A 19465-nucleotide genomic window follows, 5' to 3' on the forward strand; every position below is an offset into this window, starting at 1 on the left:
CAGCCGGAGGTGGCGCGCATGCACATTGATCTGCTGCTCAAGGGTGGACGCCTGATCGACCCGGCGTCCGGCATCGACGCGCAACGCGATGTCGCCATCGCCAATGGCCGGATCGCCGCCATGGATGCCGATATCCCGGCCGAGAGGGCGGCGCGCGTCATCGATGCCTCAGGCTGTATTGTCGCACCCGGCCTCGTCGACCTGCACAGCCACGTCTACTGGGGCGGCACGTCGCTGGGCGTCGATGCCGACCGCCTCGCCGCCAAGAGCGGCACCACCACCTTCATCGATGCGGGCAGTGCGGGCGCCGGCAATTTCCTCGGCTTCCGCCGCCATGTCATCGAGCGGTCGACGGTCCGCATCCTCGCCTATGTCAACATTTCCTTCGCCGGCATCTTCGGCTTCTCGCAAACTGTCTCGGTCGGCGAGTGCGGCGATCTCAGGCTCTGCGAACCGCGCGAAGTGGTGGCGGCGGCGCGTGAGCATGCCGAGGTGGTGGTCGGCGTCAAGGTCCGCTCCGGCAAGCATGCCGGCGGCACCAGCGGCATCGCGCCGGTCGACCTGGCGCTTGAAGCAGCAGACCAGGCAGGCCTGCCGCTGATGGCGCATATCGACGAGCCACCTCCCGGCCGCTCGGAAGTGCTGCCGCGTCTGCGCAAGGGCGACATCCTCACCCATTGCTTCCGCCCCTTCCCCAACGCACCGGTCTTCGCCTCCGGCGCAGTGCGTCCCGACATGCGTCTGGCGCGCGAGCGCGGCGTCATTTTCGATCTCGGCCACGGCATGGGCTCATTCGACTTCGACGTGGCCCGGGCGATGCTCAAGGAAGGGCTGGCGCCGGACGTGATCAGCAGCGACGTGCATCTCTACTGCGTTGACGGGCCTGCCTTCGACATCCTCGTGTGCATGTCGAAGCTTTTGGCGCTCGGCATGCCGCTGGTCGAGGTTTTGCGCGCGGCCACGCAAGGTCCGGCGCAAGCGATCGCGCGGCCTGAACTCGGCACACTGAGGGTTGGCGGTGTCGGCGATGTCGCGCTGCTGCGCATGCGATCCGGCCGCTTCACCTTCGTCGATGCGGTCGGCGCGTCGATGGTTGCCGAGGAGAGGCTGGTGTCGGAAGGGATCGTTGTCGGCGGCACCTGGTGGCCGAATGAGGCGGCGAACGATGTCAGCGAGACCGAGCGTTTCGAGGCGCATGCTGACCATACGCATGTCGAGGTCGCGGCCAGGCATTTTGGGCACCGGCATGAGTAAGATCTGATCTCCCCTCGGGGAGATAGCCGCCAGGCCTGTCTTTCGGCTGCGCGTTTAGCGAATGGCTTCCCCCACTCCGTCGCTGCTTCGCAGCGCCACCTCTCCCCCCTCCGGAGGGAGAGGAAGGGAGCCAACCGTGCTTAGGCTCGCGCCCTTCCTCTCCCCCGTCGATCGGGGGAGAGGTGTCGAGCGAAGCTCGACGGAGTGGCGGTCGACCTTTACCCAGCGTTGCTCGGCTCCCCGTAAACCGGCGTCGCAACACCCTCCATCCGCGCCTTGATCTGCAGCGCGACATATTTCGAATAGAAGCGCGACAGTGCCAGATTGCCACCCTGGAACCACAGCGCCTCCTGCGCGGTCGGCTTCCACATGTTGCGCAGCTCGCCTTGCCATGGACCCGGATCGCCTTTCACGCCCGAGCCGAGCCCCCAGCAGGGGCCGACCTTGTCGGCGACGTCGCGCGAGACGATCGCCGCGACGGTCTCGTTCATCGACTGGTAGCCGGTGCAGGAAATGATGGCATCGACCGTCAGTTCGGCGCCGTCCTCGAACAGGATGCCGGTGGGCGTCAGCGACTTGATGGCGACGCCGCTGCGCACTCCGATCTCGCCGTCGATGATCAGCTCGGAGGCGCCGACATCGATGTAGTAGCCAGAACCGGTGCGATAGGCCTTCATCAGCAGGCCGGTCTCGTCATGGCCGAAATCGATGGCGAAGCCGGCGGCGCGCAGGCGGTCGTAGAAGGCCGCGTCGCGCACCTTGATCACATCATAGAGCGCCTGCTGGCTCTTCGGCAGCAGGGCGAAAGGCGTCGAGGCGACGATCATGTCGGCCTTCTCGGTGGTGATGCCGCGCGCGAGTGCCTTTTCCGAAAAGATCTGGAAGCCGACATCCATCAGCGTATCGGATTTCACCACTGTGGTTGGCGAGCGCTGGATCATGGTGACCTCCGCGCCGCTTTCCCAGAGATCGACGCTGACATCATGCCCGGAGCTTGCCGCACCGATGACGGCGACGCGTTTGCCGCGAAATTTCTCGCCGCTGGAATACTGGCTGGAGTGCAGCAACTCGCCCTTGAACTGGTCGGCGCCGGGGAGGTCTATCCGCCGAGGCGGGCCATAGGCGCCGGTGGCGAAGACGATGTGCCTGGGCTTCAGCGTGATGCGCTGGCCGACGCGATCGACAACGACGGTCCAGACTTTTTCGGCCTCGTCATAGGTGGCGCTGACGCATTGGGTGGCGACCCAATAGTTGAGCTCCATGACGCGCGTGTACATTTCAAGCCAGTCGCCCATCTTGTCCTTGGGCGTGAACACCGGCCAGTTTTCCGGGAACGGAATGTAGGGCAGATGGTCGTACCAGACGGGGTCGTGCAGCACGAGCGAGCGGTAGCGCTTGCGCCAGGAATCGCCGGGCCGGGCATTCTTCTCGATGACGATGGCGGGAACGCCGAGTTGCCGCAGACGCGCGCCCAGCATGATACCGCCCTGGCCGCCGCCGATGACCAGGCAATAGGGTTGCTCCGAGGCGCCGAGATCGCGCGTTTCGCGCGCCCTCGCCTCCGACCAGGTCTCGCGGTTGGGGTCGGCCTTGTGGCGGACGCCCAGCGGCCGCGCCTGGCCCTTGCGTTCCTCGAACCCCTTGAGGTCGGTCATCGCCGTGAACAGCGTCCGGCATCTGTCGTCGCGCAGACGCATGTGGCCCTGCCCCCAGGCTGACGCCGTCTCGAAGGTGAACCAAGCTTCGATGACGCCGTTATCCGACGTCGCTTCGCCGCTCAGCTCCCATGCCGCCGGCTTCGTGGTCGCCAGCGTTGCGTCGAGCATCTCCTCGATCGCCTGATGGCCCTCCATGGTCTTGATGTTCCATGTGAAGGTCAGCAGATCACGCCAGTAGCAATCATCGGCGAACAGGTTGGTCGCGGCGGCGACGTCGCGCGCTTCAAGCGCCCGCGCAAAGGACCCAAGCCATGCGGCCGCCTGTTTCGATGGTGCCATGTCGAGCATTTCTTCCCCCTCCTGCAATGCACCCAATCCGTATTGGGCCGTAAACTATCGAACTCGGCGCTGCCCCTCATCCGCCTGCCGGCACTAATCCCCGAGTGGCTCCATCTCCTTGCCGGTGCGGTGGATCTGGGCGTTGTACTTGATGCGGCGCACGGTCTCGCGGGCCGAGCCATCGAGCTTGTAGGCGGCGGCGACGGCCATGAGATCGATCATGGCCAGGAAAGCATAACGCGAAGCCGTCGGCTTCAGCGTGTCGGGATATTCGGGCACCGCCACGGTCAAGCGTACGTCACAGGCGCGGGCAAGGTCGGTGTCGGGCGCCGTTACGCCGATCGAATTGGCGCGGTAGTGCTTGGCCAGTTCCACGGCCTCGATCACCTCGCGTGTGCGGCCGGTCGCCGAAATGGCGATCACCAGGTCGCCGGGCTTCAGGGTCGAGGCGGTCATCCGCATCAAATAGGGATCGCACTGGGCGTTGACCGTGATGCCGTAGCGAAACAGTCGGTACTGGGTTTCCTGCGCCAGCGCGGAAGAACTGCCGCCCAGCCCGAAAACGGTCACCTGGCGCGCCCGGGCGATGAGTTCGGCCGCCTTTTCCAGCTGCGCCGGATCGAGCTGCCGTTCCGCTTCCTGCAGTGCCCGGCGCGCCTCGCCGAACACGGCATTCCAGAACGGCATGCCATTGTCCCTGTCGGTGGCCGGTGACGTGTCCAGATAGAGCGCGCCGACAAAAAGGCTCTGCGCCAGCTTCAGCTTGAAGTCGCGCACGCCCTCGCATCCGATGGCCCGGCAGAAACGGGTCACGGTCGGTTCGCTGACTCCAGCGCGCTGGGCGAGCGCCGCATTGGAGGCATCGACGGCGTATTTGACATCATCCAGCACGACGTCGGCGACCCGCCGCTCCGCCGGGCGGAGCTCGCCGTAGGAATCCTTGACCAGCGAAATGATGTCGGGAATGCGCCTGACATAGCCGCGCCCGTCCGGATCGCTGCCTGAACTGTCAGCTTCGCTCATGAGGTCACGTCTTTCTCCACGTTTTCTGGACCTCGCCTCTTACCATGTTTGCACGCCACCGCTCCACGTGCCCCACCGCATGGTCGCCGAGGCATGGCGCCCGGAAATCCTGCCCCGGTCGCCCTTCGTATTCGCCGCCAGCGCGTGCGCCGCCTGTGCCTGTTTTCAGAACTATGTAGGAAAGCAACACGATTTTCAATATAGAGAAAATAGCGTAAAAACAACCAATTACATTAGCTTCAGGTGATTTGCCACGGCTACGCCTCGGTCATCGCTTGACACGAAAGTAGGATAGTTACACACTGATCTGGCAGACGGATGATCCACGGATCTCCGCGCAAATCTCCGGGGGGTCGGATGAATACGGGCGATGTAAAAAACCCGAAGCTTGCCGTGCAGGCGGCAACCAAGATCTATCGCACGGCTTCCGGCGACCTGCTGGCGCTGGACCGCTGCGATCTCGACATCCGCGCCAACGAAATCGTCTCGATCGTCGGTCCTTCCGGTTGCGGCAAGACGACCCTTCTATGGTCGATGTCGGGCCTGCATGGCCTGACCAGCGGCGAGATCCGGCTGGACGGCAAGCCGATCACCGGCCCGCATCCCGACATCGGCATCGTGTTCCAGGAAGCGAACCTTCTGCCCTGGCGCAATCTGGACGCCAACATCCGCTTTCCCTTCGAGATCAAGGGCGAGGCGCCGGACCGAGCCTGGATCGCGCATCTGCTCAACCGAGTCGGGCTCGACGGCTTCGGCGGCAAGTTCCCGCGCGAGCTTTCGGGCGGCATGCAGCAGCGCGCGGCGATCGTGCGGGCGCTGGCGCTGAAACCCTCGGTGCTTTTGATGGACGAACCGTTCGGCGCGCTCGACAGTTTTACCCGCGAGGAGATGAACCGGCTGGTCGAGGAGATCTGGCTAGATACCAAGACCACCATCGTCTTCATCACCCACAGCATCGAGGAAGCCATCTTCCTTTCCGACAGGGTGGTGGTGCTGAGCGCCCGGCCCGGCCGTGTCGCCAAGGAATATCAGGTGCCGTTCCCGCGGCCTCGCTCGATGGAGATCATGGCGACTAAGGAGGTTTTCGACCTCACCAACAGGATCAAGATGGACATTGTCGGCGGGCGCACAACGCCAAAGGCGCAGGAGCGCGCAAGCGCCGAAATCGTGAGGATCAGGCCGTGAGCGGAGGCGACGCCATTCCGGAATTCTCGAAGTCCAAATCGGGTGCCAAATCCGGCGACGGCCGCGATGTGAGCCTGACCAATCTTTCGGCCTTCGCCAGCGGGCCCGGCATCAGGTCGGGCGCGGAAGTGGTGGCCATCATCGCGGTGGCGGTGATCATCATCGGCGGTATCGAACTGGCGCTGCGGCTGTTCCACGTGCCGCAATACATCATGCCGCCGCCGAGTTCGATCGCCTACGCGCTGTTCGACGAGTTCCCACTGATCGCGCCTCATCTCGGCTACACGCTGGTCGAGCTGGTGTCCGGCTTCACCATCGGCGCCATCGTCGGCCTGGTCATGGCCGCCGTCATCACCCAGTTTCCCTTCGCCGAGAAGATCGTCGCGCCTTACATCCTGCTGCTCGTCACCACGCCGATGCTGGCGCTGGTGCCGCTGCTGATCCTGCGCTTCGGCTTCGGCTACACGCCGCGCATCATCGCGGTGGCGCTGGCCGCCGGGCCGATGGTGATGATCAACGCGGCCACCGGCTTTCGCCGCGTCGACAGCGCCAAGATCGCGCTGGCGCGTTCCTATGGCGCCAGCACCTTGCAGATCTTCTGGAAGATCCGCGCGCCGATGGCGCTGCCGATGATCCTGGTCGGGTTGATGATCGGCGCGATCTTCGGGCTGCTGACGGCGGTCGGCGCCGAGATGGTCGGCGGCGGCTTCGGCCTCGGCAACCGGCTGACCACCTATTCGTCGATGATCCAGATGCCGCAGTTCTTCGCGGTGGTGCTGATCCTGTCGACGCTCGGCATCCTCATCTACGTGCTCTTCTTCCTGATCGGCAAGAAATGGGCGAGCTGGGAGGCATGACCACAAAGCAGTGACGGCGCCCGGGAGGCGGGCGTCAGCCAGGAAACCACCACTCAACAAAAAGGGGGAATACCGTGACACATGAAAATTCGATCGGCGGAGCGGGAATGAACCGCCGTTACTTCCTGCAGGTCACCGGCGCCGGCCTGGTGACGGCCACGGCGCTCGGCGCTTCCGGGCTCCGGGCAAAGGCCAAGGCCTATGGAAAGTTCACCTGGATCTCGCCGCGCGGCACGCTCGAAGTGCTCGACGATTATCCCTACTGGGCGGCCAAGAAGGCTGGTTATTTCGACGGGCTGGACACCGACATGCAGCCGGGCCCATCGGATGGCACGGCGACGGTGAAGTTCGTCGATGTCGGGCAGGCCGACATGGGCTTTCCGTCGCCCGGCGTGTTCTCCTTCGCCATTCAGAACGGCATGAAGCTGAAATCCGTGTTCCACATGGGCGCGCGCGACACGTTCAGCATCGCCTTCCGCAAGGGTGAGGGATCGAACGACCTGAAGAAGCTGGAAGGCAAGACCATCCTGCTCGGCTCCGCCGCCTGGCAGGCGATCACCGATCCGCTGCTCGCCGCGCAAGGCGTCGACATCAAGAAGGTGAAATATGTCGAGGCCGGCTGGCCGACCTGGGGCACCGCGCTTGCCGGCGGCCAGGGCGATGCCGCTCTGTCATGGGAAGGCCTGCGCGCCGAATGGATCGCCAAGGGCCTCGACTTCGAATACTGGCTGGGCGTCGAGCATTCGAAGCTGCCGGCCAACACATTCGTGGTGCGCGCCGCCGATCTCGAAGACCCCGACAAGAAGGCCTTCCTGGAAAAGTATCTGCGCGGCTGGGCGATGGGCCTGGAGTTCGGCTACCAGAACCCACGTGCGGCCGTGGAAGCGGTGTTCGAGCAGTTCCCGACGCTGGCCAAGAATCTCGGGCCGGAACTAGGCACCACCTCGATCCTGCAGCAGATCAACGTCTTCCGTGGCGACATGGACAAGCGCGGCGGCTGGGGCTCGCACGACATGGCGAGCTGGCAGGGCTTCTTCGACGAGATCCACAAGATCGGCCAGATCACCAATCCGGTGACGGCGGAGGATGTCTGCACCAACGAGCTGATCCCTGCCGCCAACGACTTCGACAAGGCCAAGGTCAAGGCCGATGCCGATGGCGTGAAACTGTCGGAAGGCTTTGCCGCGCTCGATGTCGAGAAGATCAAGGCGCATCTGTTCGACTCGGCGATCAAGTAAGAGCCGGCGGCAACAAGACCGGGCGGCGGCAACGCTGCCGCCCGCAATTCATTGGAAGCATGGGAGGTAGCGGTGTCCGACAGAGTAAAAGTCCTTGTGGTGGGTCTCGGCAACATGGGCGCGTCGCATGCCAGCGCCTATCATCGGCTCGACGGTTTCGAGATCGTCGGCATCATGAGCCGCTCGATCAAGAGCAACACAAAGATCCCGGCGGAGCTGGCCGGCTATCCGCTCTACGAGGATTTCGACCAGGCGCTCGCGGAAACCAAACCAGACGCCGTTTCCATCAACAGCTGGCCGAATACGCACGCCGAATACGCGCTGAAGGCGATTGCAGCCAATTGCCATGTGTTCATGGAAAAGCCGCTGGCCACCAACATCGAGGATGCCGAAAAAGTTGTCGCGGCGGCCCGCGCCAAGCACCGCAAGCTGGTGCTCGGCTACATCCTGCGCGTCCATCCGTCATGGATAAAGTTCATCGAGGTCGGCAAGACGCTGGGCAAGCCGTTGGTCATGCGCCTCAACCTCAACCAGCAGAGCAGCGGCAGCGCCTGGCATTGGCACAAGAACCTGATCGACTCCCTGATCCCGATCGTCGATTGCGGCGTGCACTATGTCGACGTCATGTGCCAGCTGACCGGCGCCAAGCCGGTGCGCGTTCACGGCATCGGCGCCAAGCTGTGGGCGGAAGCCGATAAGCCGAATTACGGCCATCTGCACGTCACCTTCGATGACGGTTCTGTCGGCTGGTACGAGGCCGGCTGGGGCCCGATGATGAGCGAGACGGCCTATTTCGTGAAGGATGTGGTCGGCCCCAAGGGTGCGGTCTCGATCGTCGCCGGCCAGCAGGCGAGCGTGGCCACCGATGCCGAGGTTTCTAACTCGGCCGATATCGACCGGCACACCAAGACCGATGCGCTCAAGATCCACTACGCACAGGTTGACGGCGACAAGAATTTCTCGAAGCCCGACGAGATCGTCAACATGGAGGACGAGCCGGGCCATCAGGAACTTTGTGACCGCGAGCAGGCCTTCTTCCTGCGCGCCATCCGCGAGGATCTCGACCTGGCCGAGCAGATGGACGCGGCGGTCAACAGCCTGCGCATCGTGCTTGCCGCAGAGCAGAGCATCGCGCTGGGGCGGACCGTCGACCTCTGACGTGATCCTGTTGCGTGCAAGCCCCCTCGCCTGGGTGAGGGGCCGGCCCGAGGACAGTCCGCGCGGGAACAGGCATCAACACAAAGCCATCGGCCAAGGGAGAGAGACATGGCTGGGATATCGGAAAGCTTCCTCGAAACTTATGCTGAGTCCGACGCGCTGGATCTCGCCGGTATGGTGCATCGGGGCGAGGCTTCGCCGGCCGAGCTCGTCGAGTGCTCCATCACCATGATCGAAAGGCTGAACCCGGCGCTCAACGCGGTGGTTCATCGCCTCTACGACATGGCGCGCGCGCAGGCGGAGACGGTCGACAGGTCATCGCCGCTCGCCGGCGTACCGTTCCTGCTCAAGGAACTGGCCTCGTCCTGGACAGGCGCGCCCAACACCAATTCCTCCTTCTACCTGAAGGACGTTGTCGCCGACTTCGACGCCGAGGTCGTTCGCCGCATGAAGGCGGCCGGGCTGGTGCTGGTCGGCAAGTCGAACGCGCCGGAGAATGGCTGGTCGATCACCACCGAGCCAAAGCTCTATGGCACGACGAAGAACCCATGGAAGGAAGGCATCACGCCCGGCGGCTCCAGCGGCGGCGCGGCCTCGGCCATCGCTTCGCGCATGGTGCCGATCGCCGAGGCCAGCGATGGCGCCGGCTCGATCCGCATCCCGGCGTCGTGCTGCGGCATCGTCGGGCTGAAACCGTCGCGCGGCCGTGTCAGCCTCGCGCCGTTTGGCGACTATTGGTATGGCGGCGCCTACTTCCTGTGCTGCTCTCGCACGGTGCGCGATACCGCCGCCTATCTCGACGCGGTGGCCGGCGCGTTGCCGGGCGATCCCTATACGCCGCCGGTCCCGGACGGCACCTGGCTCGGCCTGTCGTCACGCGTTCAAAAGAAGCTGCGCATCGGATTTTCCGTGACGCCGCCCAACGGCGCGCCGATCGACCCGGAAGTGAAGGCGGCGGTGCTGGCAACGGTGGCGGCACTTGAGCGTCTGGGGCACCATGTCGAGGAGCACGACATGCTGCTCGACGCCAATGCGGTCTGGGCAACCTACACCAACATGACTTGCGTGCAGACGGCGGCGACCTTCGGCTATCTTGAAACGGTGGTCGGCCGGCCGGTGACGCCAGGCGATGTCGAACCGGTGACCTGGGCGATCATCGAACGCGGCCGCTCGACCGATGGCATCCGCCATGCTTCGGATATCGAGCAGCTCAGGCAGATCGGCCGCGGCATTGTCGGCGATCTCGCCGCGTATGATCTTTTCGTCACGCCGACCCTGACGCAACTGCCCCGGCCCTTCGGCTACTACGACATGTCGGAAACGGACATCGACCGCTACAACGCCAAATGGGCGGACTCCGTCTTTGCCTACCCTTTCAATATTTCAGGACAGCCGGCGATCTCGCTGCCACTCGGCTGGTCGAAAAGCGGTGTGCCGATCGGCGTGCAGCTGGTTGGCCGCTACGGCGACGAAGCGACGGTGCTGGCGGCGTCGGCGCAACTTGAACTGGAGATGCCTTGGAAGGACAGGTGGCCGGCGGTGAGTGTGTAGGACCAACACACCCTATCGTGTCATGACTTCTTGCCCGAATGCGGCAATCTTTACCCGTTGGCGCTGCCCCTCACTGTCCTGCCGGACATCTCTCCCGTGAACGGGGAGAGAGTGGCTGGCCGCGACGTCGGCGCCTTTCCTGCAGCGTTGGTGATTGGCGAAATCGACGATGGGTGCGCCCCTCTTCCCGTCACTATACGGGGAGAGGATGCCGGCAGGCAGGTGAGGGGCAGCGCCAACGGCTGGCCATTATGGATAGCTGATATGGCGCACCAGGACGCTTAAAAGTGCGCGGCCTTGCTACCCAATGCTCTCCAACCGTCTCGGCAGCTGGTTCATCGATACCGGCCCGTCCGGCGTGATCAGGAACTGGTCCTCAAGATTGAAGCTGGCGAGACCGTTGATGTAGAGCGGGATTTCGTATGCCAGCACCATGCCGGCTTCGATCTCGGCATCGCAATCAGTGGCGATATACGGCCATTGTTCGGAAAACACCGACTGCCCGACACCATGGCCGAAATGCCCACGGCGGTAGGAACGCAAGCCTTGCCGCGCCAGGCTGTCGGTGGCGGCGCGGTGCACGCCCGAGATGGGCTTGCCGGGCATCAGCTCCGCCAGCCCATCCTCGAAGGCCCTTTCGGCGATGGCGTGCAATTCACCCTGTTCGGCGGAAGGCGGCCCGAAGATGAAGTTGCGCGACATGTCGGCCGCGTAGCCACTGACAGTGCAGACCATGTCGCACTTCAGCGGATCGCCGATGGCCGCAACCGCATCGGCGCCCTTGGCGTGGGCGCCGAGCGTGACATACTCCGCAGTGGAAGCCTGGAGGGACGATCCCGCCGCCGCACCGGTTACACCTTCCCGGTAGAGGGCGATGAGGTCCGACTGGCGCATGCCGAGCGCCGCACGCTCCCGCAACCGCGCCAGTCCGGCCTCGGACAGGACAATGCCTTGCTGGAGGAGGTCGATCTCCCCTTGCGACTTGATCGCCCGCAACCTGTCGAGAACCTGCGAGCCATTGACCATTAAACAATCCGGCAGCATCGCCTGCAGCGCCGAAAAATCGGTGGCGGAGACGAAGTCCAGATCGATGCCGATCGTTGCGCGGTCGAGCCCGAATTCGCCGAGGATCCGCTTGAGCTGAACGGCCGAGTTGGCGAGTTCGAATGTTCCCGGCCGGGAAAAGTCTGGCCCGCGACCAAGCGAGATCAGCCCGGCCTCGATGCGCTCTCCCAGCGAATGCCCTGATGTCGAGGCCTCGAAAGGCGCTGATTCGATCCAGATCGGATGCGTATGGACGAGGGCATCCGGAGACGCTGCCCGCAGTTGCGCCGCATAGAAATCGGCCGCGACCACGCCGATCGGCAGGTCGCTTCTCCTGGGAATGACGACGAAGCCCGCGCCAGCCCGCCGGAACAGGCCGGCCGCGCCGATCCATGTTCCGGTGGCATATTGAAAGGCTTCGGGCTCGCAAAGCACCAGCGCCTCGATCCCCGCGCGCTCCATCAGCCGCGTTGCACGTTCACGGTCCACAAAGCCGGTCATGAGGTTCCTTTCCGACACCGCCGATGCGGCGGCGTTCTTGCGGGTCTTTGCATTACGCGCCCTTGCGGGTGCTATCCAGCCGCCTGACAAGCAGCGAGCAGGGAATGCTGATGGCGAGGAAGATCAGCGCCACCAACGTGTAGGGCTCATTGTAGCGATAGGTCTTGCCCGCCACATCCTGTGCGGCGCCAAACAGTTCGATGACCGTGATGGTCGCCAGGATCGGCGTCTCCTTGAACATGCCGATCAGGTAATTTCCAAGCACCGGGAGGATCGGCTTGAGCGCCTGCGGCGCGATCACCAGCGCCCATTTCTGGACGGTGCTGAGGCCAAGCGCGTCCGCGGCTTCGAACTGGCCCACGGGCACCGCGCCGATGCCGGCGCGATAGACCTCGGCGATGAAGGCGGAATAGTGCAGGGACAGGCCGAGGATGCCCGCCGAAAGGGCGCCTATGGTGATGCCGAAGGACGGCAGCACGTAGAAGACGAAATAGAGCTGCACCAGAAGCGGCGTGTTGCGGATCACATAGACGAAGCCGATGGCGATGAAACGCAGCGCCTTGATATGAGAGCGGTACATCGTCGCGACGATGGCGCCGCCTACCAGCGCGCCGGCAAACCCGCCGATCGTCGCCAGTATGGTCAGCACGGCGCCCTGCAGCAGGACGGGCAGGATGCTCAGGGCGAAGGCGAAATCAAACGACACGCGATTTCCCCTGCTTGAAGCGGCCGGCGCGCTTTTCCGCCCAGGACACGAGAAGGTTCAGCGGCGTGTTGATGGCGAGATACATCACCAGGATGATCAGCCAGACCAGCGACGTGTCGCCGGTGGCGTTGATCAGATTGTGGCCGGTCTGGGTCAGCTCGGTAATGGTGATGAGCGAGACAAGCGCGGTCGCCTTGACGATCTCGATCGCAAGGTTGCCGAAACTCGGCAGCATGATCAGCATCGCCTGCGGAAAGATGATTTTCGAGAAGGTGATCCAGCGGGGGAGCGACAGGCTGCGTGCCGCCTCATACTGGCCGATGCCGATGCTGGCGATGGCCGAGCGGACAATCTCCGAACCATAGGCGCCAAGATTGAGGCCGATGCCGAGCACCGCGGTCGTCTCGGCGCTGAGCCGGACATGGTAGAGCGGCAGGATGAAATAGAGGAAGAACAGCTGCACCAGCAGCGAGGTGCCGCGGAAGAACTCGACGAAGATGACGGCGCCGATGCGCAGCGGCCGCAGGCCGGACAGCCGGGCCATGCCGATCAGGAATGCCACGGCGATGGCCGCGACGAGCGACATGGCCGATATCTGGACGGTCGCCCATGCCCCTTGCAAAAGAAGGGGCATAAGTTCGGCCAGCTTGGCGAAGCTGTCCGTCACCGGTGCTACGAGCCCGAGCAGATGGCGGCGGCGGTGACGCCGTCAGCCGGCAGGTCCTGTGCGCTGAAGCCGAACGGCTTGAGGATCTCGGCGAGCTTGCCCGAAGCGCGCAAGGCGCTGATCTGCTTGTTGAGCGCCTCGATGAAGTCTGTGTCCTCCTTGCGCAGGCCAAGCGACTGGAAGTTGAGCAACGGCTTGCCGTCCGTTCCCTTGGCAATGGTGAACGGCTCGACGCGCTCGACATCCTTGGCGCCGGTCTTGGCGATCAGTTCGCTTATTTCCAGGGCCGGATAGTAGATGGCATCGACCCGCCCTGCCTGCAGTCCGGAAAACCCTTCCGTGTCGCGCGTGAACAGCACGATCCGGTCATCGGGTATGCCGGCGCGGTGTAGGTCATCCACCTGCGCGGTGCCGAGCTGGCTGCCGACCTTCAGCGTCGACGACTTGGCGATGTCCTCGAGCGAATGGATGTTGCCGGGGTTGCCGGCATGGGTGGCGAGGACGGTGGCGATCTGCGTCAACGGGTTGGTGAAGGCGATGCTCTCGCAGCGCTTGGGCGTGACATACATGCCGGCGCCGATGATATCGAAGCGGCCGGCCATGACGCCGGGAACCAGCGCCGAGAATTCGTTGACGTTGGCTTCGATCTTGGTGATGCCCAGCGGCTCCAGTGCCGCGCGCAGCACCTCGACGATGGCGCCGGTGACCTTGCCGTCGGTTTCGATATAGGCGTAGGGTTTTTCATTGGCGAGGCCGACGGTGACGGTTCCCGTCTGCTTGGCCGTTTCGAATGCCGTTGCCGACATCGCCTGCGTGGTCGGGGTCACGGTCCACAGCGCCGCCGCCAGGAACCCGTAGCTCAGCCTGCCCAATCCGCTTCTCATCATACGTATTCCTTCCTGCTGTTGTTCAACTCTTCTCGCCCAGCGCGAAATCCATCGCCGCCTTGGCGTGGATCCAGGTCGTGTCGAAAACCGGAATGTCGAAATCGTCCTGCCCGATCAGCATGGTGATCTCGGTGCATCCGAGGATCACACCATCGGCGCCGCGAGCCTGCAAACGCGTCACTTCGTCGAGATATGCCTGCTTGGAACTGGCAGTGACAACACCCTCGCAGAGTTCCTCGTAGATTATCCTGTGCACGGTCGCCCGGCCAGCCTCGTCCGGGACGATCGTCGCGATGCCCTGTTTCTCGACAAGACGGTAGCGATAGAAGGCGCGTTCCATGGTGAAACGGGTGGCAAGCAGCGCCGGTGTCGTGGAGGACGTCCGCCTGATGGCGTCGGCGGTGGCGTCGGCGATGTGGATCAGCGGAATGGAACAGGCCGCCTCGATGCGGTCCGCGAGAAGATGCATGGTGTTGGTGCAAAGCACCAGCGCCTCCGCGCCGGCGCGCTCCAGGTCACCAGCGGCCGCGACCAGCATTTCGGCCGCTCCGTCCCAATCGTCCTTGTGCTGCTTTTCCGCGATGTCGGCGAAATCCAGCGAGCGCAGGACGATGTCAGCTGAATGCAGGCCGCCCAGCCGCTGGTGCGCGATGGTGTTCAGGTGGCGATAGTAGATCGCCGTGCTTTGCCAACTCATTCCGCCAATCAGGCCAAGCCTACGCATTCCGGTCTCCCTTTCGTCGCATCCACGTAAAGGTTCTCCCCGATACCAGACAATGATAATGATTGAGTGACTCCTGATCGGATTGTGTGGCGCTCAATGTGGACACCCGAAATCCCCGCGGCTTCCGGCCCCAAATATGTCGCCCTTGCCCACGCCATCGCGGAGGCGGCGCGGTCGGGAACGCTGCTGCCGGGAACCAGGCTGCCGCCGCGCAGGGCGCTCGCGGCGCGCCTGGGGATGAACCTCTCCACGGTTTCCAAGGCCTATGATCTTGCCGCCGAAATGGGGATCGTCGCCGGCGAGGTCGGCCGGGGAACCTTCGTGCGCATGCTCTCGGTGCCCGAACGCATGCCCTGGCCAAAGTCCGGCGGCGTCGACGCCCTCGACATGAGTTCGAACTTTCCGTTTCCGTCGGCCTCGAACGACGAGCTTCGCCTGGCGTTTGAGACACTGGGCTCCCTGCCCTATTCGGCGGACCTGCTGCGCTATCATCCCAACAGCGCGCATCCCAGCCATCTGGCAGGGGGTGCCGCCTGGGTGCGAAATCTCGGCGTCGAGACCGCGCCGGAGCGGCTTCTCATCACATCGGGCGCCATCCACGGCGTCTTCGTGTCGCTTCTGGCCGTGGCGCGTCCCGGCGATCTCGTGCTGCTGGAAGAGCTGACCTCGCCCGCCATCATCGGCGCCTGCCGGGCGCTGGGCCTGCGCATCGGCGCGGTACCGCTGGACGCCGGCGGCCTGCGACCAGACGTGCTGGAGGCCATGGTGAAACGCGAGCGTCCGCGCGCGCTTGTCGTGGTGCCAAATCTGCAGAACCCGACCTTGACGACCATGCCCGTGGAGCGACGCGGGCAGATCGTCGAGATCGCCCGGCGTTTCAGCTTCATCCTCATCGAGGATGATGTCTACGGGCCGCTTCTGCGGCAGCCGGACCGTCCTCAACCACTGGCCGCCATGGCGCCTGAACGCACCTGCTTTTGCACCAGCCTGTCAAAATCCGTCGCGCCGGGCCTGCGCATCGGCTATCTGCTCATGCCCGCCTCGCTGCGGGCGGACGCGCTGAATGCCATCCGGGTGTCGACCTGGATGACCTCGCCCCTGCTTGGCCAGATCGCTGCGAACTGGATACTCGACGGCACCGCCGGCAGGCTCTGCGAGCGGCAGCGGGCGATGACGGGGCGACGGCAGGATATCGCCAGGCAGATCCTTGGCGAATTCGACATCGTCACGCATGACGCGGCCCTGCATCTGCTGCTGAGATTACCCGAACCCTGGCGTGCCGAACAGTTCAGCGCGCATATGCAGCAGCAGGGCGTGGCGGTTCTGCCCAGTTCCGAAATGTCGGCGGACCCCGGCGGCCGGCAGAACGTCGTGCGTCTCAGCCTGTGCACCATCGACAGCGAAACCGCGCTTCAGTCGGCCCTGACCGTTTGCAGGACGGTGCTGCGAGGCGGGTGAAAAATGATTGCTGATCGCCAGAAACGAAAAAGCCGCGGCGAACCGCGGCTTTTCGACACTTGGTTTCCCGGAGGAAACTGGAGCGGGTGAAGCGATTCGAACGCTCGACCCCAACCTTGGCAAGGTTGTGCTCTACCCCTGAGCTACACCCGCTCACACGACGTTTCCGCCGCAAGTCGCGGCCTATATGGCTGAAGAGCGCGGCGATTGCAACAGGGAAATCGTAGGGTTTTTCAGCCTGTGCAAACCAGGCAAACACGTTTTGGGGCGGCATGCCCGGATGGAATCGCCGCGCCGTTGGCTAACGGTCTTGTCTCGGCGGCCTCATTGGCCGTAAACGGCGATAGCGCAAAGCATCGAGCAGACCGTGCGGCGCTACAGATAAAACCCGTGACATGGAAGCGGAACGATGCCGAAGACCGAAGCCGAGCTTTTCGCCTTTCTCGCCGAACTCGGCATCGACGCTTCGACGATGCGCCATCCACCCCTGTTCACGGTTGCTGATTCGCAGGCACTGCGCGGCGAGATCGCCGGCGGCCACACCAAGAACCTGTTCCTCAAGGACAAGAAGGACAATTTCTTCCTCGTCACCGTCGGCGAGGAGGCGGTGGTCGACCTCAAGCAGATCCATCACCTGATCGGCGCATCGGGAAAAGTGTCCTTCGGCAAGCCGGAGATGCTGATGGAACTGCTCGGCGTCGCGCCTGGAGCGGTGACCGTTTTCGGCGTGATCAACGACACCGCGCGGAGGGTGAAACTCATTCTCGACGAGGAGTTGATGACGCATTCGCTTATCAACGCGCATCCGCTGACCAATGAGGCGACGACATCGATTGGCGCCGACGACCTTCTCAAATTCGTCAAGGCAACCGGGCATGATGCTGCTATCTTGAAAGTCTCGGCGTGATCGCCACATGGGTGGTGGAAAACCGGGATGGCGGAAAACTGGCTTCTAAAGAAGGACGTTGCGCCGATCCATTGGCCGGTGGCGCGACCGAAAGGGTGACGAGATGAGTGACAACAATCAGTTTGGCGGCCCATTTGGCAATAGTGGCGGTCAGTATACCACCACCGTGCAGTATGGCGGAGCCGAGGCTCCCCGTGCGAAAGTCGCGCTGGGCGACGCCCCGCCAGCCGACGTCATCAAGGACACGACGACAGCGGCGTTCGCGGCCGATGTCATCCAGGAATCGCGCCGTCAGCCGGTGCTGGTCGATTTCTGGGCACCCTGGTGCGGGCCCTGCAAGCAACTGACCCCGCTGCTCGAGAAGGCCGTCAAGGCCGCCGGCGGCAAGGTCAAGCTGGTCAAGATGAACATCGACGACCATCCTTCGATCGCCGGCCAGCTTGGCATCCAGTCGATTCCGGCGGTCATCGCCTTCAAGGATGGCCAGCCCGTCGACGGTTTCATGGGCGCCATTCCAGAGAGCCAGATCGCCGAGTTCATCACCAAGGTGGGCGGCAAGGGCAATGGCGTGCCGGCTGTCGCCGACGCCCTGGCGGCGGCGGCTGAGGCTCGCACCGCCGGCGACATGCAGACCGCGGCCGACATCTATGACGCCATCCTGGAACAGGCGCCGGAGACAATCGAGGCGATCGCCGGCCTGGGCGATTTGCTGTTCGAAGCCGGTGATGTCGCAGGCGCCGAGGCATTGCTGGCGACAGCGCCGGAAGCGAAAAAGGATGCGCCGCTGCTTGCCGCGTTGCGCGCCAAGATGGCGCTTGCCGCGCAGGCGGCTTCGCTTGGCAATCCGGCCGAATTCGAGCGACGCCTGGCGGAAAACCCCAAAGACCATCAGGCGCGCTTCGACCTCGCCATGATCCAGAACGCTGGTGGAGACCGCACGGCGGCCGCCGACAATCTGCTGGCGATCATCAAGGCTGATCGCACCTGGAACGACGATGGCGCCAGAACGCAGTTGCTGCAGTTGTTCGAGGCCTGGGGCATGACTGACGAAGCGACGCTTGCGGCGCGGCGGAAATTGTCGGCGCTGCTTTTTTCCTGAGCCGGATTATGGTTGTTTTTGCCTGATGGCCTTGCGCCCGGCGGCGGGCGCGCCAGATTAGAAGCCGGATCAGGTCGGACTGATCCATGTTCTTTTCCTTGTAAACAGCTTGCGCCTGTCGGATTACGACGGGCGCAATTCCGGATTTGGCAGCTTCTGGGAAGCAATCGGAGGATTGAGGTGCAAGCGGGAAACGCGCATTACCGGCTCGGTACGGATTTGCCGTCGACGATCCCGATCTTTCCGCTTGAGGGTGCGCTTTTGCTGCCGGGAGGCCGCATGCCGCTCAACATTTTCGAGCCGCGCTATCTGCAGATGGTGGATGAGGCCATCACCGGGCCGCGGCTGATCGGTATCATACAGCCCAGCCTGGATGGCGCCTTGCGTGGTGACGGCGAGCCGGAGCTGTGCAATGTCGGCTGCGCCGGGCGCATCATTTCCATGGCCGAGAGCGGCGATGGCCGGTATCTGATTTCGCTGCAGGGCGTGTGCCGGTTCCGCATCGCGCACGAACTCGCGGTGAAGACGCCGTTTCGCCAGGGCCGGCTTGCGCCCTTCCTTACCGATCTCGGCGACGATCCGGCGGCGACCGAGGTGGACCGGCCGGCGCTCTTGAAGGCGTTTCGCGCCTATCTGCAGGCCAACGACCTGGAAGCCGACTGGGAAAGCGTCAGCCGTGCCGAAAATGCCATGTTGGTCAACGCGCTGTCGATGATGGCGCCCTATGGACCGGCCGAGAAGCAGGCGCTGCTCGAAGCGCCCGACCTGAAGACACGTGCCGAAACGCTGATCGCCATCACCGAAATGGCGCTGGCGCGAGAGAATGAGGATTTTGGCTCGAGCCTGCAGTAAGATGTGGCGATATCCGGGTGATGCCGGAATCACCTTAGGCCTGTAGTTGGCTGAGAAAGAGAAACTGATGGCGGCGGACGGGCGCGACGGAAAGAGGGCCAGTGTCGATCCCAGGATGCTGGAATTGCTGGCCTGCCCGTTGACAAAAGGGCCGCTGGCCTGGGACCCGGAGCGTGGCGAGCTGGTCTCGAGGGTCGCCAAGATCGCTTATCCGGTACGCGATGGTATTCCGATCATGCTGCCCTCGGAAGCGCGGGTGCTTTCGGCGGAGGATGTGCTGTCGCCACCGCGCTTGAGCGGACCGTCCTGACGTTCCAGCGTCGCCAAGACGTTGCCAGATGGCGCTCGAAGGATCGC

The 19465-nt window shown here is 63.8% G+C and carries 18 protein-coding genes and 1 tRNA gene; 11 read left to right on the top strand and 8 right to left on the bottom strand.

The window, feature by feature from the left end; all coding sequences use genetic code 11:
- Positions 1-18: 18 nt before the first annotated feature.
- Positions 19-1254: an amidohydrolase/deacetylase family metallohydrolase gene (locus LGH82_RS19860; protein ID WP_227344360.1), complete on the top strand. Its 1236-nt coding sequence runs from the start codon at positions 19-21 to the stop codon at positions 1252-1254.
- A gap of 218 nt (positions 1255-1472) precedes the next feature.
- Here LGH82_RS19860 and LGH82_RS19865 read toward each other — a convergent pair whose 3' ends face one another.
- Both LGH82_RS19865 and LGH82_RS19870 read right to left on the bottom strand, forming a co-directional pair.
- Entirely contained in the window at positions 1473-3260 is a 1788-nt protein-coding gene (locus LGH82_RS19865) for an NAD(P)/FAD-dependent oxidoreductase (protein WP_227344361.1), read from the bottom strand.
- Positions 3261-3344: 84 nt separating this feature from the next.
- Positions 3345-4274, bottom strand: coding sequence for a MurR/RpiR family transcriptional regulator (locus LGH82_RS19870; protein WP_227344362.1), 930 nt, complete (start codon positions 4272-4274; stop codon positions 3345-3347).
- 357 nt (positions 4275-4631) lie between these two features.
- On the opposite strand from LGH82_RS19870, the gene LGH82_RS19875 reads away from it, so the two are divergent.
- The 5 genes from LGH82_RS19875 to LGH82_RS19895 all read left to right on the top strand — a co-directional run bounded on the left by LGH82_RS19875 (position 4632) and on the right by LGH82_RS19895 (position 10263).
- On the top strand, positions 4632-5459 hold the full coding sequence (locus LGH82_RS19875; protein ID WP_227344363.1) for an ABC transporter ATP-binding protein: 828 nt from the start codon (positions 4632-4634) through the stop codon (positions 5457-5459).
- Complete coding sequence (locus LGH82_RS19880) at positions 5456-6316, top strand: ABC transporter permease (RefSeq protein ID WP_227344364.1); 861 nt, start codon at positions 5456-5458, stop codon at positions 6314-6316. The genes LGH82_RS19875 and LGH82_RS19880 overlap by 4 nt, the downstream gene beginning before the upstream one ends.
- Positions 6317-6390: 74 nt before the next feature.
- Complete coding sequence (locus LGH82_RS19885; RefSeq protein WP_319799886.1) at positions 6391-7554, top strand: ABC transporter substrate-binding protein; 1164 nt, start codon at positions 6391-6393, stop codon at positions 7552-7554.
- Between the two features lie 72 nt (positions 7555-7626).
- On the top strand, positions 7627-8712 hold the full coding sequence (locus tag LGH82_RS19890; RefSeq protein ID WP_227344366.1) for a Gfo/Idh/MocA family protein: 1086 nt from the start codon (positions 7627-7629) through the stop codon (positions 8710-8712).
- 108 nt (positions 8713-8820) lie between these two features.
- Positions 8821-10263 (top strand): amidase, encoded by a 1443-nt coding sequence (locus LGH82_RS19895; protein ID WP_227344367.1) that lies wholly within the window; start codon positions 8821-8823, stop codon positions 10261-10263.
- A 300-nt stretch (positions 10264-10563) separates the two neighbouring features.
- On the opposite strand, the gene LGH82_RS19900 is transcribed toward LGH82_RS19895, so the two are convergent.
- Genes LGH82_RS19900 through LGH82_RS19920 form a run of 5 tightly spaced genes read right to left on the bottom strand, consistent with a single transcriptional unit; the run spans position 10564 to position 14792 of the window.
- Positions 10564-11808 carry a M24 family metallopeptidase gene (locus LGH82_RS19900; RefSeq protein WP_227344368.1) on the bottom strand — a complete coding sequence of 415 codons (1245 nt, stop codon included), beginning with the start codon at positions 11806-11808 and terminating at the stop codon, positions 10564-10566.
- Positions 11809-11860: 52 nt separating this feature from the next.
- Positions 11861-12514 carry an ectoine/hydroxyectoine ABC transporter permease subunit EhuD gene (gene ehuD / locus LGH82_RS19905; RefSeq protein ID WP_227344369.1) on the bottom strand — a complete coding sequence of 218 codons (654 nt, stop codon included), beginning with the start codon at positions 12512-12514 and terminating at the stop codon, positions 11861-11863.
- A complete protein-coding gene (ehuC, locus tag LGH82_RS19910; protein WP_227344370.1) occupies positions 12504-13148 on the bottom strand; it encodes an ectoine/hydroxyectoine ABC transporter permease subunit EhuC in 645 nt (214 codons plus the stop codon). Before ehuC ends, ehuD begins: the two co-directional genes overlap by 11 nt.
- Positions 13149-13186: 38 nt before the next feature.
- Complete coding sequence (gene ehuB / locus LGH82_RS19915; protein WP_227344371.1) at positions 13187-14068, bottom strand: ectoine/hydroxyectoine ABC transporter substrate-binding protein EhuB; 882 nt, start codon at positions 14066-14068, stop codon at positions 13187-13189.
- A gap of 22 nt (positions 14069-14090) precedes the next feature.
- Positions 14091-14792 (bottom strand): aspartate/glutamate racemase family protein, encoded by a 702-nt coding sequence (locus tag LGH82_RS19920; protein ID WP_227344372.1) that lies wholly within the window; start codon positions 14790-14792, stop codon positions 14091-14093.
- Positions 14793-14888: 96 nt separating this feature from the next.
- Between LGH82_RS19920 and LGH82_RS19925 the strand changes: the two genes are divergently transcribed.
- Positions 14889-16250, top strand: a complete 1362-nt coding sequence (locus tag LGH82_RS19925) for a PLP-dependent aminotransferase family protein (RefSeq protein WP_227344373.1) — start codon at positions 14889-14891, stop codon at positions 16248-16250.
- 78 nt (positions 16251-16328) lie between these two features.
- Here the strand turns inward: LGH82_RS19925 and LGH82_RS19930 are convergent.
- Positions 16329-16403: transfer RNA gene (locus LGH82_RS19930), tRNA-Gly, on the bottom strand.
- Positions 16404-16659: 256 nt separating this feature from the next.
- Here LGH82_RS19930 and LGH82_RS19935 point away from each other — a divergent pair.
- The 4 genes from LGH82_RS19935 to LGH82_RS19950 all read left to right on the top strand — a co-directional run bounded on the left by LGH82_RS19935 (position 16660) and on the right by LGH82_RS19950 (position 19418).
- A complete protein-coding gene (locus tag LGH82_RS19935; RefSeq protein ID WP_227344374.1) occupies positions 16660-17157 on the top strand; it encodes a prolyl-tRNA synthetase associated domain-containing protein in 498 nt (165 codons plus the stop codon).
- A 103-nt stretch (positions 17158-17260) separates the two neighbouring features.
- Positions 17261-18256 carry a thioredoxin gene (gene trxA / locus LGH82_RS19940; RefSeq protein ID WP_227344375.1) on the top strand — a complete coding sequence of 332 codons (996 nt, stop codon included), beginning with the start codon at positions 17261-17263 and terminating at the stop codon, positions 18254-18256.
- Between the two features lie 180 nt (positions 18257-18436).
- Complete coding sequence (locus LGH82_RS19945; RefSeq protein WP_227344376.1) at positions 18437-19108, top strand: LON peptidase substrate-binding domain-containing protein; 672 nt, start codon at positions 18437-18439, stop codon at positions 19106-19108.
- Between the two features lie 67 nt (positions 19109-19175).
- Complete coding sequence (locus tag LGH82_RS19950) at positions 19176-19418, top strand: Trm112 family protein (protein ID WP_227344377.1); 243 nt, start codon at positions 19176-19178, stop codon at positions 19416-19418.
- Positions 19419-19465: the final 47 nt, after the last annotated feature.

This window comes from Mesorhizobium sp. PAMC28654 (genome assembly GCF_020616515.1).
Taxonomy (GTDB): Bacteria; Pseudomonadota; Alphaproteobacteria; order Rhizobiales; family Rhizobiaceae; genus Mesorhizobium.

Coding starts and splice junctions, on each gene's coding strand:
- LGH82_RS19860 (WP_227344360.1), top strand. CDS start 19: ATGCACATTGATCTGCTGCTCAAGGGTGGACGCCTGATCGACCCGGCG.
- LGH82_RS19865 (WP_227344361.1), bottom strand. CDS start 3,260: ATGCTCGACATGGCACCATCGAAACAGGCGGCCGCATGGCTTGGGTCC.
- LGH82_RS19870 (WP_227344362.1), bottom strand. CDS start 4,274: ATGAGCGAAGCTGACAGTTCAGGCAGCGATCCGGACGGGCGCGGCTAT.
- LGH82_RS19875 (WP_227344363.1), top strand. CDS start 4,632: ATGAATACGGGCGATGTAAAAAACCCGAAGCTTGCCGTGCAGGCGGCA.
- LGH82_RS19895 (WP_227344367.1), top strand. CDS start 8,821: ATGGCTGGGATATCGGAAAGCTTCCTCGAAACTTATGCTGAGTCCGAC.
- LGH82_RS19900 (WP_227344368.1), bottom strand. CDS start 11,808: ATGACCGGCTTTGTGGACCGTGAACGTGCAACGCGGCTGATGGAGCGC.
- ehuC (WP_227344370.1), bottom strand. CDS start 13,148: ATGCCCCTTCTTTTGCAAGGGGCATGGGCGACCGTCCAGATATCGGCC.
- ehuB (WP_227344371.1), bottom strand. CDS start 14,068: ATGATGAGAAGCGGATTGGGCAGGCTGAGCTACGGGTTCCTGGCGGCG.
- LGH82_RS19920 (WP_227344372.1), bottom strand. CDS start 14,792: ATGCGTAGGCTTGGCCTGATTGGCGGAATGAGTTGGCAAAGCACGGCG.
- LGH82_RS19925 (WP_227344373.1), top strand. CDS start 14,889: ATGTGGACACCCGAAATCCCCGCGGCTTCCGGCCCCAAATATGTCGCC.
- LGH82_RS19935 (WP_227344374.1), top strand. CDS start 16,660: ATGCCGAAGACCGAAGCCGAGCTTTTCGCCTTTCTCGCCGAACTCGGC.
- trxA (WP_227344375.1), top strand. CDS start 17,261: ATGAGTGACAACAATCAGTTTGGCGGCCCATTTGGCAATAGTGGCGGT.
- LGH82_RS19950 (WP_227344377.1), top strand. CDS start 19,176: ATGGCGGCGGACGGGCGCGACGGAAAGAGGGCCAGTGTCGATCCCAGG.